At 41.6% G+C, this 15,498-nt stretch carries 12 protein-coding genes; 1 reads left to right on the top strand and 11 read right to left on the bottom strand.

What is annotated here, in order from left to right; all coding sequences use genetic code 11:
* Window positions 1-190 precede the first annotated feature (190 nt).
* From ruvA to AS141_RS16080, 11 genes are all read right to left on the bottom strand, one after another.
* Window positions 191-787: a Holliday junction branch migration protein RuvA gene (gene ruvA, locus AS141_RS16030; RefSeq protein WP_057938699.1), complete on the bottom strand. Its 597-nt coding sequence runs from the start codon at window positions 785-787 to the stop codon at window positions 191-193.
* Window positions 784-3,054, bottom strand: coding sequence for an NADP-dependent malic enzyme (locus AS141_RS16035; protein ID WP_057938700.1), 2,271 nt, complete (start codon window positions 3,052-3,054; stop codon window positions 784-786). Before AS141_RS16035 ends, ruvA begins: the two co-directional genes overlap by 4 nt.
* 23 nt (window positions 3,055-3,077) lie before the next feature.
* Window positions 3,078-4,175, bottom strand: coding sequence for a DUF4837 family protein (locus AS141_RS16040; RefSeq protein WP_057938701.1), 1,098 nt, complete (start codon window positions 4,173-4,175; stop codon window positions 3,078-3,080).
* A 121-nt stretch (window positions 4,176-4,296) separates the two neighbouring features.
* A complete protein-coding gene (locus tag AS141_RS16045) occupies window positions 4,297-5,685 on the bottom strand; it encodes a LysM peptidoglycan-binding domain-containing protein (protein ID WP_057938702.1) in 1,389 nt (462 codons plus the stop codon).
* Window positions 5,686-5,699: 14 nt separating this feature from the next.
* A complete protein-coding gene (gatA, locus tag AS141_RS16050; protein WP_057938703.1) occupies window positions 5,700-7,127 on the bottom strand; it encodes an Asp-tRNA(Asn)/Glu-tRNA(Gln) amidotransferase subunit GatA in 1,428 nt (475 codons plus the stop codon).
* An 18-nt stretch (window positions 7,128-7,145) separates the two neighbouring features.
* Window positions 7,146-7,346 (bottom strand): twin-arginine translocase TatA/TatE family subunit, encoded by a 201-nt coding sequence (gene tatA / locus AS141_RS16055; RefSeq protein WP_057938704.1) that lies wholly within the window; start codon window positions 7,344-7,346, stop codon window positions 7,146-7,148.
* A gap of 112 nt (window positions 7,347-7,458) precedes the next feature.
* A complete protein-coding gene (locus AS141_RS16060) occupies window positions 7,459-8,706 on the bottom strand; it encodes a murein hydrolase activator EnvC family protein (RefSeq protein ID WP_057938705.1) in 1,248 nt (415 codons plus the stop codon).
* A gap of 5 nt (window positions 8,707-8,711) precedes the next feature.
* On the bottom strand, window positions 8,712-9,452 hold the full coding sequence (locus AS141_RS16065) for a DUF4292 domain-containing protein (protein WP_057938706.1): 741 nt from the start codon (window positions 9,450-9,452) through the stop codon (window positions 8,712-8,714).
* The gene (locus tag AS141_RS16070; RefSeq protein WP_057938822.1) at window positions 9,445-11,172 is read right to left on the bottom strand and encodes a tetratricopeptide repeat protein; all 1,728 of its coding nucleotides are present in this window, start codon (window positions 11,170-11,172) and stop codon (window positions 9,445-9,447) included. The genes AS141_RS16065 and AS141_RS16070 overlap by 8 nt, the downstream gene beginning before the upstream one ends.
* 162 nt (window positions 11,173-11,334) lie before the next feature.
* The gene (locus tag AS141_RS16075; protein WP_057938707.1) at window positions 11,335-12,840 is read right to left on the bottom strand and encodes a lipopolysaccharide biosynthesis protein; all 1,506 of its coding nucleotides are present in this window, start codon (window positions 12,838-12,840) and stop codon (window positions 11,335-11,337) included.
* Window positions 12,841-12,854: 14 nt separating this feature from the next.
* The gene (locus AS141_RS16080) at window positions 12,855-13,640 is read right to left on the bottom strand and encodes an enoyl-CoA hydratase/isomerase family protein (RefSeq protein ID WP_057938708.1); all 786 of its coding nucleotides are present in this window, start codon (window positions 13,638-13,640) and stop codon (window positions 12,855-12,857) included.
* 212 nt (window positions 13,641-13,852) lie between these two features.
* Here AS141_RS16080 and AS141_RS16085 point away from each other — a divergent pair, with 212 nt between their 5' ends.
* Window positions 13,853-15,304, top strand: coding sequence for an NADP-dependent isocitrate dehydrogenase (locus tag AS141_RS16085; protein ID WP_057938709.1), 1,452 nt, complete (start codon window positions 13,853-13,855; stop codon window positions 15,302-15,304).
* The last annotated feature ends 194 nt before the right edge of the window (window positions 15,305-15,498 follow it).

Raw genomic sequence — 15,498 nt, forward strand, 5'->3', positions numbered from 1 at the left:
ACGAGGGGGTTAGCCTCCTTAGATTCAAAGAATCAATCCGGGACTGAACGCTGTCAGGATTGGTTTGTTGAGCCTCAGAAGTGGAATAGGCTAGTAGGAGACCAAAAAGGATGAATATTTCAGGCCAACTACCGAGAAACCTCCTCCCGCAAAAAGTCAGTACACTCCAAAAGTTCAATTCAACTTAAAATTATGATGTCTTTAAAGATGCTTTAATTAAATCTTCTAACGAAATTTCTCCAGTGGTTTTTTTAAGTACTGTTGCTATATTTTTCTCCGCGGTAGCTTTTGGGAAACCAAGCGTAATGAGTGCTTGTAACGCTTCTTCGCGGATTTTATTGCTGGATCTTAAAAATCCAAGCGGGGCGGTGGAGACATCAGATCCACCTTTGCCCACTTTATCCTTTAGTTCTAAAATTATTCGTTGGGCAGTTTTTGCACCTATTCCTTTCACATGCTGAATAGTAGCCACATCACCGGCTAAAATGGCCTGTTCTATTTCGGCGGAGCTTAGTGAGGATAGGATCATTAACCCTGTACTGGGTCCTACACCGTTGATAGAGATCAATAACAAAAACAGGCGCTTTTCATCTACTTGTTTGAATCCAAACAGTGTGTGTGCGTCTTCTTTGATATGTAGAAAAGTGAGGAGCTTGATCTGCTCCTCATCCTTTATTTCAGTATAAGTTTGAAGTGATATTTTCACATGATAGCCTATCCCATTTACATCTATGATGACATAAGTAGGGTCCTTGTGTACCAATTTTCCGCTCAGGTAGTCAATCATAAGGTGTTTGTGGATTGTGCATCGACTACTGCCACAGCTACCATATTTACGATTTCCCGAATGGAACTACCGAGCTGCAGAATGTGTACTGGCTTGTTCATACCGAGCAAAATCGGGCCTATTGCTTCAGAGTTTCCAAGTTCGGCAAGAAGCTTATAAGCAATATTGCCAGAACTTAAATCAGGAAATATTAAGGTGTTCGCCCTCTTGTTGATGAGTTTGGAGAATGGATACATTTCTCGCTGAATATCCTCATTAATCGCAACATTTGCCTGCATCTCCCCTTCGATTACCAAATCCGGATATTTCTTCTGCGCAATTGCGGTTGCTTTGGCCATTTTGTCTGGAATGTCCCCTTTTGCAGATCCAAAGTTGGAATACGAAAGAACAGCAATTCTTGGCTCCATATTGAAAAATCTCACTGCATCTGCGGTCAAACCAATAATTTCGACCAGCTCTTCAGCGGTAGGATTTAGATTTACAGTGGCATCAGCAAAGAAATATGGCCCTTTCGGCGTATTCATAATGTACATACCGGCGACTCTGTTCACTCCTGGTTTCACACCTATTGTCTGAAGCGATGGTAAAATAGTCTTAGGGTAATCTCTGGTAAGACCAGAAATAAAAGCATCTGCTGCTCCAGACTCTACCATTAATGCACCAAAATAATTTCTCTGGGTGACCAGTCTTGCGGCATCTCCCACTGTCATTCCTTTTCTTTGCCGCTTTTGGAAAAGCATGTTTGCGAATTTCTTCAGCATCGCTTTTTCAATCATCGGATCGATGATAGTGACATTGGTCAGATCCAAAGAATTGTCCTCAATGAGCGATAAGATCTTCTCTCTGTTGCCCAAAAGTATTGGCTCTCCGATCTTTTCATCCCGGATAATCTGAGCTGCTTTAAGAATTTTCCTGTTATCTGCTTCTGCAAATACCACACGCTTTGGATCTTTCTTAGCCCTGGCTATTACCACAGACATCAGTCTCTGATCAATACCTATTCGCTCTTGAAGCTCTAATTCGTAAGCCTCCCAGTCAGAAATGGGATATTTGGCCACCCCTGAATCCATTGCGGCTTTGGCTACCGCAGGCGCAATAGTTGTGATCAGACGTGGATCAAGAGGTTTTGGTATCAAATACAATCTGCCAAAGCCCAATTTATCTTCTCCGTAAGCCTTGTTTACAATATCAGGTACAGGCTCCTTGGCAAGCTTGGCTATGGCATGAGCTGCAGCGAGCTTCATTTCTTCATTGATCGCAGTTGCCCGCACATCCAAAGCTCCTCTGAAAATGTATGGGAATCCAAGCACATTATTTACCTGATTTGGATGATCCGAGCGACCGGTAGCCATGATGATATCTTCACGCGTTGCAACAGCAAGATCATACGAAATTTCCGGATCGGGATTTGCCAAAGCAAAAACTATCGGGTTTGGTGCCATCAATCTCAATTGATCTTGGCTTACTATATTTCCCGCAGAAAGGCCTAGGAACACATCTGCATCAAGTAATGCGTCAGAGAGTGTGTAAAGGTCACGCTCAGTACAGAATTCTCTTCTGATGTCATCCAGATCGGATCTGTCTGAGCGTAGAATGCCTACAATATCACACAGGACAATATTCTCTTTTTTGATACCAAGAGAAATATAGAACCTGGTACATGAAATCGCCGCTGCTCCGGCACCGTTCACTACAAGTTTGATTTGGGAAATATCTTTTTCTACAATTTCCAGGGCATTTAACAATGCCGCGCCAGAAATGATAGCCGTGCCATGCTGATCGTCATGCATGACAGGAATGTTCATTTCTTTCTTGAGGGCTGTCTCGATTTCAAAGCATTCGGGTGCTTTGATATCCTCAAGATTTATCCCACCAAAAGTAGGTTCAAGGGATTTTATTGTCTGGATTAGTTTTTTTGGGTCCTTTTCATTGATTTCAATATCGAATACGTCTATTCCTGCAAATTTCTTGAAAAGAACTCCTTTTCCTTCCATTACAGGTTTGGACGCTTCAGGTCCTATGTCTCCAAGACCAAGTACTGCCGTTCCGTTGGAAATAACCCCCACCAAATTGCCTTTGGCAGTGTACTTATAGATATTCTCTACATCTTCCGCGATTTCTTTACAAGGCTCAGCTACTCCAGGGGAGTAAGCAAGTGCGAGATCCATTTGGCTGGATAGCGGCTTGGTGGGATTTACTTCAATTTTGCCGGGCGAACCTTGGGTGTGATAATTAAGTGCGTCTTCCTTGCGGATTTTGATTGCCATAAATAGCTAATATAGTTTGGGTTTTAAGCCCCCTGGTCTTCTTTCCAACTCACATTAGTGTTGAGAAGAATAGCCTCTATTTCACGAAGGGCATCTCTGTGTATTTCATTGGGATAATACACGAAGCCTTCAATGTAATAAAGTTTTCCTTTTTTCTGATCAACCATCAGGTAGCCTAGATAGGATCCACCCATGCTGGTGTTGTTGGTTTTCCAGGAACCTCTTATTTCTGTGGTAAAATTATCATTAATCACCATGTTTCTGAAAACTGGAGGGATTTGTTTTTCAGATACCACATAAGAGGTAGAGTCATCCGGGTCTCCAAAAATATATTGTTTTGTAATGGAATCTCTGAGTTTGAGGATGTTTGTAGGAAATGTTTGTTCCTCAGAAATATAATCTGTCTCGTAGAAAAACAAGCTGATGTCAGCTCTATTTCCGCTCGGTGTAATTTGTCTTACCCAAAGAAAGTTATCTTCTGACTTGGCCACTTGATAGGAGGCAGGCACATTTATTTCAATTCCAAGATTTTCTCTTGCTTCGAAAGCAGCAGCAGAATTTTTTCTGGCAAGAATGATTTTTTCTAATCTGTTACGTTCTCTTACTTCGAACAGATTCTGTATGCGGTTTCCGTTTTTCCTAAGATTTTCAACAAGTTGATCTTCCGTATTTCCAAATAAGTACAAAACTTCCTGACCGATCGCATATTCATCCTCCATTCTAAGAGAATAAATATTCGGATCATTCATCGCCTTTTCCTTTGATTCTTTGGAGAACTGTGCGTTGATCACTTGACTGGCGGAGCCTTTATCATCAAAAGTAGTGACGTAAATTAAGTTGGTAGACATTTTGAGCATACGGGTCATTGCTCTAGGATCTACTGTATTTACTTTGAATTTGGCCTCAGATCTGATCATCCCAGGAATGTCAGATTCGAAAATCTCTTTTAATTCCTTTCCTACAGGACCTGCCCATTTCACAGAGTCTATAACTAATATAATCTCTCCGATTGATCCTCTCGCTTTTGGCTTGGAGCTGTCTACTGTTGTACCATCACTTTCGCAGGAAACAAGGGCAATACCCATAACTAGGGCTATGAGAATGGATGCAAAGGTTTTCATTTTTGTTGTTGGTTCTTGGATAAGGTCAAATTAATGACATAACAACACATATCCTTATTTAGGATAGAATATTGCCATTAGTTAAAAAAAATTAACAAAATAGGGATAGGTACGATCTAAATTAGCCAATTATGAGTTTCTGGCCAGGTTTGATGTTGTTTGAATTGAGGTTGTTCAACCGCTTGATTTGATCTACTGTCAGTCCCTCATGTTTTCTGGAAATGATCCATAAAGAATCACCTGGCTGTACAGTGTAAGTAGTTTGTCCTGAGGAGTTTGTTTCGGTGGAAGCGATGTTTCCTGACATGCCTGAATTGATTTGTAGCGTTTGTCCAACACGGATCAGATTTGAGGAAAGATTGTTCCATTTTTTGATTTGAGTGACTGTGACACCATGGCGTCGTGCGATGGACCCCAGCACATCCCCAGATTTTACCTTATAAGACATCGAGTTTTGTCTGATTTCTTGAGCAAGCTCCTCAACAGATTGTAATTCCATGTTGGATGCTAGCAAAACAGTAGGGGCATTATTTAGGGAATCAGTTAACCAGGCAAGGTTTTCTTTGATGTAAGGTGCTTTGGACTTTGGAATACGAAGGGCCATGCTTCTGTTACTTTCCGGCAGATTCCTGTTTTTAATCGCAGGATTTAGCGTTTTTAGATCAGCCACACAGAGATTGGTGAGTTCAGCCAGTTTGTCCAGGCTAAGTGCCCTGTCAAATCGGATTTTCTCATATTCCACCACGTATGTAGGATCCTCGGGATGGAAATTATGCTCTTCGAGATGATTCAGTATATAAAGCATGGCTTGTACCTGAGGCACATAGCTTCGTGTTTCCCGTGGTAAATAATTATAAATTCCCCAGAAAGTTTTCTTTCCTCCCGATCTTCGTATGGCTTTTCTCACGTTACCTGGGCCGCAGTTGTAGGCTGCCATCGCTACTTCCCAATCCCCAAACATACGGTGAAGTGACTTGAGGTATTTGGCAGCGGCCTCGGTAGAGAGCTCAGGATCCATCCTGTCATCTACTTCATTGTTGGTATTCATGCCATACATTCTGCCTGTCGCAGGCATAAATTGCCAAAGACCTATCGCACCTACCCGAGAACGGATTTGAGGATCTAATCCAGATTCTATTATAGATAAGTATTTTATCTCCAATGGCATGTCGTGCTTTGCCATGGTTTCATCAAACATAGGGAAAAACATCTCCTTACGGGCTAGAACCATTTTAGTATAGTCTCTATTTCTTACCGTAAAGTATTGTATGAAAGAAAAAACACGATCATTCAGCTCAAAGGACATTTCATGGTCCATTGCTTTTATGCGACGGTCTATTTCCCCGTAAGTAAAGTCCGGGATGTACTCGTAGTGATAATTAGGCAGTACTTCATCATCGAGAAGAGAAGCTACCGCTACCGATTCATCATCCTGAGAAAAGGCTTTGGACAGTGGGATCAGACATGTGATAAGCGCAAGCGTGATGGTTCTGAACAAAGGTTTTTTCATTTGGATAATGGGTCTTATGTTGTCAATTCAGTTAGGTAATTGCTAAAAGCATACAGCTCAGCTTCTTTGAAGGAATTACAAATGACTTGCAGTCCTATAGGCATTCCCTGCTTATCTTTTCCATTTGGAAGAGATATAGCAGGAACTCCTGAAACAGAGGCCTGTACAGTAAATAGGTCTTCTAGGTACATGGCTACCGGATCACCGCTATGCTCACCAAACTTAAACGCTGTAGATGGCGTAGTCGGCATAATAATATAGTCAAAATCATTCAAAAGATTCTCTGTGAAATCTTTTATTAATCTTCTGACCTTCTGTGCTTTGGTGAAATATGCGTCATAATAGCTGGCACTTAGTACGAAAGTACCGAGCATGATTCTTCGCTTTACTTCCTCGCCAAACCCCTCGCTTCTAGTAAGTTTGTACATGCTTTCGAGATTATGCGCGTTTGGAGTACGGTACCCATACTTCACGCCGTCGAACCGGGACAAATTGGAACTTGCCTCCGCTGTAGTCAGGATATAATAGGTAGGTAGAATGAAATCCAATAATGGGAAACTTATTTCTTCTACAGCATGTCCTTCTGTTTTCAGTTTTTCCAAAACTGCCAATGTATTGGCTTTGATCTCTGGCTGAAGTGCAGTAGATTCTATCGTTTCTTTGAGATATGCAACTTTAGCTTTTTTGTCGAAATGCAGCAATTGGCTATATGGAAGCACAGATTTTCTAGAGGAAGTGCTATCGTATTCATCGTGGCCTGCCATGATTTCCATTACTAGGGCATTGTCTTTAACTGTATGGGAGAATATTCCAATACAATCAAAAGAAGATGCGTAAGCGATCAGACCCCAGCGAGATACACGGGAGTAAGTAGGCTTCATCCCGATTACTCCAGTAAATGCCGCAGGCTGCCTTACCGAGCCACCTGTATCTGTTCCTAAAGAAGTTGTACAGAGATTTGCCTGAACTGCAACAGCTGACCCTCCGGAAGATCCTCCCGGAACGCGCGATTCATCAGCAGCATTCAGCACTTTGCCATGGGTAGAGTTTTCATTCGAACTTCCCATTCCAAACTCATCACAGTTCAGTCTGCCAATTATAATGGCATCCTCGTCCAGTAACCTTTGGATTGCCGTAGTGGTGAACTGGGATTTGAAGCCTTTGAGGATTTTGGAGGAAGCATTAGCTTCATGGCTGACATAGCAAAGTACGTCTTTGATGCCAATGACCATTCCTGCAAGTTTACCTGCATTTCCATTTGCTAATTTCTGATCTATAAGATCAGCCTGAGCTAATGCAGAATGCTCATAAACTTCGACGAAGGCGTTGAGGTGCGCCTTCGTCTGAATGTTATTAAGATAATATTGGACTATCGCACGACAGTCTATTTCCTTCTTTTCGAGCGATTTTTTTATCTCGTCGAATGAAATGAATTTTTCCAATTTTCTTGGCTTAAGAGATTACTTTTTCTTGCCGTCTTTCAGCCCCTCTTCTAGGTCGTTCTGAATGTCCTTCGTAGCATCTTTAAATTCTCTGATACCACGTCCAAGGCCACGAGCCAATTCAGGTATTCTTTTAGCACCAAACAATAGAAGGACGACCAATACGATCAATACGATCGAGCCACCGCCCATGTTTTGAATGAAACCTAATGTAGTCATGATGGTGTGTGTTTAAGGGTAAATGTGATTACAAAGATATAACTGTGATCCGCTTACACAAAGTTCAACGGGAAAGCAGTCCATCTTTTTTATGAATATACGTATTAAAATGCTATTTAGATGTAAGCCAGGTAGAAGGATTCATTACGGTCAGTCCTTTCCATGTCTGAAAATGTACTTCAGCCTCACCACCGGCACCCGTAGCGACCTGACCAATTACGTCTTTTGCACTTACAGTTTGTCCAGATTTTACAGTAATGGTTTTCAGCTTGCTATACATGGTATAATACTCCCCATGTTTGATAATCACTGTTCCGCCAAATCCAGGCATCGTTGTGATTTTAGTTACGGTTCCGTCAAAAACTGCTCTGACATTTGAATTAGGCTGAGTACGAATGTCCAATCCGTCACTTTCCATAGTAATTCCTTTTAAAGTAGGGTGAGGATAGGTTCCATAGCCTTGCGAAACGAACCCAGTCTCTACTGGCCAAGGTAATCTGCCTTTATTCCCTGCAAAAGAATTGGACAAGGCGGCTACTTCCGGAGTCATTGGCATACTGCTACCAGATGATTTGGTTGCGGTGCTGTTGTCTTTTTTTGCTGCAGCTTCCGCACGCCTTATCTCATCTTCGATCACCTGTTTAATCATCTTATTGAGTTGATCCTGTTGTTTTTTAGTTGCAGTGATCTGTTTTTTGATGTCTTTTTCTTTGCTTGTGAGCGTATTTACCAGACCTTGCTGCTCACGTTTCATTTTATCAAGCTGTGCACGTTCTTTTTGCTCCTCAGCAAGTACCTTTTCTTTTTCTATTTTTTTCTCATCCAGTAGTATACGCTGATCTTTAAGCTCTGTACTCAGCTTTTCAATTAGGGCTGCCTGCTGTTTACGGCTATCTGTGTATTGTTTGAGATACATCAATCTAGAATAAAGTTGATTGAAATTGGCCGAACTGAAAACAAAAGAGACAATGGAAAGTCCGCGATTCAGCTTGGAAGCATTGTAAATCATGCGACCATATTCTGCTTTCAGTTCCTTTAGTTGGCTTTCCAGACTTGTTATTTTTGCCTCTGTTTCTGTGATCTCCTGATTGATGAGTTTTACTTCTCTGTCTAATGTGTTAACGAGCCTGGTTTGGGTTTGAAACTGTCTTGTGACAGCATTTAATTCGCCTATGGAATTTTGTTTGGTGATTGTGGTTTGCTTTAGGATTTTGTCAAATTCCCTTAACCTGGCCTGAACTTCGGCTTTTTGCCTTTCCAGTTCTTCTCTAGTTTGTTTGGTCTGTGCAGAAATCGATCCTGTCGAACAAACAAATAATCCAATCAGTAGGCTAAATGGAATAAGGTATTTGCGGAGCATGCAATTCAAAATTTGAAGGGGAAGCTTAGTGGCTCGGAATGGGGATCAACGGATGTCCACTCCACATGGATGATGGTGTTCTGCCCTCCTTCCGGGAGCTGATAGGCTAGCTTATAGAGGACTTCAAATGGAAATGGCTTCGAATCTACTTCCTGGAATGTCGCATAGCTGGCAAGCAAAGAACCCCGATCATCCAGAGAATTGCTCACCAGCTCGGATACTTTTCTATCGTTGACATCGACTTTGGAGAAGTAACGTACTTTGTCACGTACCTGGGTAAGTTCAAAGAACTTTCCTACGCGAACCAATCTGTCTTTGTAGTCAACCGTGTGCGGAGGATTCGCAAAAAGCAGGTTTTGGAATACATCCAGCGATAGTTTTAGTCCATATACGGATTCAAATTCTGTGAATGTAAGGTTTATATCTTCACTGCCTATCCGGTCTTTGATTTGAATTTTATCTTGGGTGATTAAACCTCGGACCGCTTCCATTCCCATGCCTGGAGAAATAATGAACCAAAGCACGGAATCTTTCTTTGAACGTAAATTCAAACTTCCACGGGTGATTTTGCCAGATTCTTCTTCAATGACGACTTTTGCCTTGGCGTTCATGTACTCATAGTCGGTATAGATAGGTGAAAAATCATCCATTTTTCCATCTGCCTGGTAGACGACTGTCTTTTTAGAGCAGGAGAAAAGAAGGCTCATGCCTAGGACAAACACAGTTCCTGCAAAAAGTTTATTCATGGTATTTTCTTTCTTTTATTTTCTGCAAAAGTTTATCTGATGCTTCAGGAGTTCCTTCTGCCTTTTTCCAGTAACTCAGCGCTTCGTTTTTCTTGCCAAGATGATATAAAATATCGCCATAATGCTCCAACATCACACCGCTTGGCTCAGCTTCGTGTTTCATGGCTAAATCCATAAATTTTTTTGCGCCCTCGTAATCTTCCATTTGAAAAAGAACCCAGGCATGTGTATCAAGGAAAGTGCCATTGTCAGGAAATCGCTTGACAACTTTGTCGGACATTGTTTTGGCTTTATCCAAATCCTTTTTTTCCAGCGAAAGAAAGTAAGAATAATTGTTCAGGACCTGCTCATCATTTGGGTTGAGTTTTAAAGCTTTATCGAAGTTCCGGAATGCTTCTTCTTTTTCGCCTAGATTATAAAGAGAATTTCCAAGGGACCCAAAAGCAACTTGATCCAATTGGGGGTTTCTGTTAGCATTTAGTTCTATGGCTTTTTTAAGAGCTGCTACCGCTTCCGCATCTTTCTTTTGGGCGGACTTGACTACCCCGTCATAGAACCAGAATTCCGGGTTTTGCGGGAATTCGTCTACACCGAGAATGGTGAATTTCTCCAGCTCAGCGAAATTTGCATCTTCTCCAAAAGATCCCAGAATGACTTGCTCTAGCATTTTAGCATTCTTGGGATTGATCAAAAGAGACTTTTTAAAGTATTCTATGCCTTCTTTTATTCGTTGATCCTGCATCCTTCGCTGCCCTAGAGCGGCATAAATATCTGGATTTTCGGGATTTGAAGAAGTCATTAAAGTCTCTAGACTGTCTAGCAACAGCTCTCTTTCCTGTGTTTTAATCTCGCTTAATTGGCTTATAAACGCCTTTGATTTAACTTCAGAATCGAGATCAGGACTTGCGAAAGCGAGGAATAGATGATGATTTGATTCTTCGATATTTCCCTTGTCTTTTAGTAGCGTATGGGCCGCCATCTGCAATTCGGGTTGATTTGGATACTTTTTGATTTCACCAAAAACCAACTCCAAAGCTTGGTCTACCCGATTATTGTTATACAGAATCTCGACCAGATTCATTACATAGGCAGGGGTGCCTGGCCTGGCTTCTATCAGTTTTTCACCTTCCGCTATAGCTTGGCTGAGCTTATTGTCGTTCAGATAGATTCGCTGCTTTTGAAGTGTTATCGGTTCCATTACACCATAGTACTCTTCTGCTCTATCGAGTGCTATCAAAGCGTTGTCCATCTCTCCAGCATTCAAATAAATTGATGCGAGATCTAGGTTGTACTGCTGGTTGTTTTCGCCATCGGCAGTCAGTTTTTCGAGAATATCAGCAGCTTTTAACGGTTGCTTGAGATTAGTGTAAATCTCCGCCAACATCAGGGCATAGTACTTATTGTCAGCATCCAATTCCACGGCTTTAGTCGCAAAAGGCATTGCTTTTTCCGCTTGGTTTGCTTTGACAAGAACCTCAGCAATCTTATAATGGACAGCGGGTTCTTTCGGAGAAAATTCCAATGCTTTTTGGAAATAGAAAAAGGCTTTTTCTAAATCATCAAGCACAAGGTTCTTCTCACCTTCGATGAAATATCGGGTGCCTTGCGATTCATTTAACTGGGCCTTGTGCTCTTTCTTTGAAAGTCTGCCTTGGCTAAAACTTTCGGTAGAGCCTAGAGCCACTACTAGGAATATGAGAAGTATTCTTTTATAATTCACGGGAAATCTGGACTGCTGCTTGAATTCACAAACATAATGCCTTTTGTGCAATTAGACTTTGCTTGTGGAAATGATTGAACCACTAATTAGGCGTTTTTAGCGTTTGTTGACATGATAACGATACTGAGACTAAAAATGATCCCAGGTTTATAAATATTAAGTTTAGTGCTTTTTGCTTTTAGATAAATATGCCGTTATCTGATCTTTTTCCATCAGGTATATAAGCCCTAAATAAACTAAAATCAGGCTGTTTTTTAGGAAAAAATTTACTATTTCATCTCCAAAATCCAAATAAAATCCCAGGTAACTAACTGAAAATGAAAATATAAGGTAGAGTGCCCCTTTCCCCGTTTGATAGGGTATAGGGTAATATTTTTGCCCATAAAGAAAACAAAGCAGGCACATCACAAAATAACAGGTAATGGTGCTGAGCGCTGCCCCAAAATATCCCCAGATGGGTACAAATACATAAATAATAGCTATGGTAAGAACTGCCCCTACCAATGTGATCCAAAAACTGTATTTGGTTTGATCAGTGATCTTGAACCAAATCGAAAGATTGAAATATACACCGAGAAGCAAGTATCCCATCAAAAGTACAGGTACTATAAATAGTCCTTCTTCATATCCTGTTTGTCCAAAAAATAAGGGGCCAAGCCAATTTAGATTCACTGAGATGGCAAGCATCAGGATAGTACAAAACAAGATAAAGGCATGCATCACCTTGGCATAGAATAAAGGTGAATTCTTATCTGCGGATTGCTTGAAAAAAAATGGTTCAGCGGCATATTTGAAGGCTTGTATCACCAAATTCATCAAAATAGCAAGCTTAAAATTGGCTCCAAATACTCCACCCGCTTCCCGCGCACTAAGTCCGGCATAGAAATTTGGAGGAAGCACGTATTCAAATAGGAACCGTGAAAACAGCTCGTTGGTGACCCCCGCCAATCCCATAAATAGCAGTGGAATGGAATAGGACCACATGGGTTTGATAATATCAGCTTCCAGTCTGAACTGGAAGAACCCGGCTTTCCACCAAACAAATGGAATGATTAATCCATTGGCAAAAAGGTTTGAAAGTAAAATGTATTCTACCCCCCAGTCTGCTCTATATCCCAGAAAGTCTTCTGGAATTATTCCGGTGGAGATCATATAAGGAAATCCAATAATCAGGAGTAGATTGAAAAAAATATTCAGGAAAATATTGAAGAGTTTAGATCCGGCGAAAATCAAAGCTTTGTTCTCCAGCCGAAGCCTGGCAAATGGAATTGCCAAAATCGCATCAAATGAGAGTATCAGTGCCGTCCATCTGAATAAATAAGCTTGTCCGGGATAATCCAGCCATTCGGCAAGTAAAGGAGCAAGCAAGTACAATCCGGAGCCAAGTAGTAGCGTGCTCGTGATGAGCAAGGATTGCGTAGTGTTGTATACTTTGTTAGCGTCTAGGTTTTTGCCGGTGGAGAATCTGAAAAATGTAGTCTCCATCCCGTAAGTAAAGACGATATTCATAAATCCTATCAACGCATAGATACTTGTGAACGAACCCATAGCCTCTTTGCTGAGGTATGCGGTGTACACAATAATCATTAAAAAATTAATCGATCGGCCGAGGATACTACTCAACCCATAAACTGCAGTTTGTCCGGCAAGTTTCTTGAAATTACTCATTCAGTAAAAGGAGGTTATTCTCCTTTGAATTGCGGCTGTCTTTTTTCCAGAAAAGCAGAAGTTCCCTCTTTGTAATCACCTGATTTCACACATCTGGCAAAGCTGTTTGCCTCCGTTTGAAATCCATTTTCATCTGGCACATATGCGGAGTTCACGCAGTCGATGATCATCCCAATTGCCAATGGTGCTTTGCTAAGTATTTTACTGATGATTTCTTCTGCTTTTTCCAAGGCTTCCTCTTTGGTAGGTAGCACGTAATTCACAAGTCCCAGGGTTTTGGCTTCTTCGGCACCGATCATATCACCGGTCATCATGAGTTCATTGGCTTTTCCTCTACCGATCAGGATTGTCAGCCGCTGAGTCCCGCCATAGCCTGGGATGATTCCCAGATTGACTTCAGGCTGACCAAATTTCGCATTGGCAGTGGCGATTCTCATATGGCATGCCATAGCCAGTTCACAGCCTCCTCCAAGCGTATAGCCATTGGTCACAGCAATCACCGGTTTATGACAATTCTCTATCATGCTGAAAATCTCCTGGCCATTCTCAGAGAATTTTCTCGCATTCACTTCATTGAGGGAAGCAATCTCACTGATATCTGCTCCCGCAACAAATGCCTTTTCGCCAGATCCTGTGATGATTACCGCTTTAATCTCCTTTTTATCAGATACTTCCTCAAAAATAGACCTTAACTCCTCCAAAGTCTCAAAATTCAGTGCATTCATTTTGTCCTCCCGGTTGATGGTCAGATGGAGTACTCCTCTCTTCACATCAGTTAGAATATTTTTGAAATCAGCCATAGTTCATCGTTCAGTATTAAACAAATATACAAGCAGGGTATTCAATCCCAAACTGCCTTCTGATAAAATGCTGGGCATAGGATAAATGAAAAGTACCTCTTATGGAATTTCATCCTAGATAAATGGGATTTTGCCTTAGGTCAAAAAGTTGCTTCCACATTTTTCTTTACTTTTGTTCCAAATCGAATTTTAACTAAATCCGCTATATAAATATGTCTTCCAAAAGAAAAATTACGGTGGCTTATGGTGACGGGATCGGCCCCGAAATCATGAAAGCTACGTTGTCGATTCTCGAAGCAGCAGGAGCTCAACTCGAATACGATGTAATCGAAATAGGCGAGCAAGTGTATCTCAAAGGAATCAGTTCTGGCATGGAACCGAATGCATTCGAATCACTAAGAGAAACAAAAATTTTTCTGAAGGCACCTATTACTACACCTCAGGGAGGCGGTTTTAAATCCTTAAATGTGACTACGAGGACGTCTTTTGGTTTATATGCAAACGTAAGACCTTGCAAAGCTTTTGCACCGTTTATCCAGACGCATTTCCCCAAGACTGACTTGGTGATCATCCGTGAAAACGAAGAGGATTTGTATGCGGGAATCGAGCACAGACAGACGCAGGAAGTTTTTCAATCTTTGAAGTTGATCTCCAAACCAGGTTCTGAGAAAATTATCCGATATGCTTTTGAATATGCCAAGAAATACGGCCGCAAGAAAGTGACCTGTATGACTAAGGATAACATCATGAAATTGGCTGATGGCTTGTTTCACAAGACATTTGATGAGATCGCCAAGGAATATCCAAATATCCAGAACGACCACAAAATCATTGATATAGGGACGGCTTTGATCGCAGACAGGCCTGAGACTTTTGATGTGATTGTGACATTGAATCTCTACGGGGATATTATTTCCGATGTAGCCGCTCAGGTTACAGGTTCAGTAGGACTTGGCGGCTCTGCCAATGTGGGTGAGGAAGTAGCGATGTTCGAAGCGATTCACGGCTCTGCTCCAGATATCACCGGAATGGGAATCGCGAATCCATCAGGCTTGCTGAACGGTGCCATTATGATGTTGGTTCATATCGGCCAGCCGGAGATTGCCGAGAAGATTTCTAATGCGTGGATGAAAACGCTTGAAGATGGGATTCACACAGGAGATATTTATCAGGAAGGGCTTTCTTCCAAAAAAGTAGGTACTGAAGAATTTGCCAATGCAGTGATCGAAAGGTTAGGTCAGCTTCCTGCCAAAATGATTCCGGCTGAATTTGATAAGGATACCACACCTATGAATGTATTTGTGTCCCCGGTGACCAAGGCTAAAAAAGAGCTTATCGGCGTGGATGTGTTTGTAGATTGGGATGAGTCAGGTAGGGATCCTCAGGTATTGGGAGAGAAGCTTCGTCAGGCAAATGCTGATGGCTTGCAATTGACATTGATTACCAATAGAGGCATTAAAGTATTCCCAGATGGGATGCGCGAATCATTCTGTACCGATCACTGGAGATGTAGATTCCAGACTCCGGAGCAATCGACGATTTCACACGCACAGATACGTGGGTTATTGAAGCAGGTAGAGGAGTTGGGGTTTGATTTTATCAAAACAGAAAACCTATATTCTTTCGACGGTGTGAGAGGTTATTCTTTGGCACAAGGAGAATAAGAAAATCAGAAATCAGAAAAGGGAGTGGGGAGGCCTGCTCCCTTTTTTCTTTTTAAATCGCAGTGGACGCTGGACATTTTCGCGGGAAAAGGCTATTACATAGGGTCTGCTGACTTTGATCAGGTCAATCCACGCTTCAGACTTCCACATTTTTCTGATACTGTTAAAGTAAACCGGACGCTCTCACTACTTAG

It is taken from the genome of Algoriphagus resistens, from assembly GCF_001442615.1.
Taxonomy (GTDB): domain Bacteria; phylum Bacteroidota; class Bacteroidia; order Cytophagales; family Cyclobacteriaceae; genus Algoriphagus; species Algoriphagus resistens.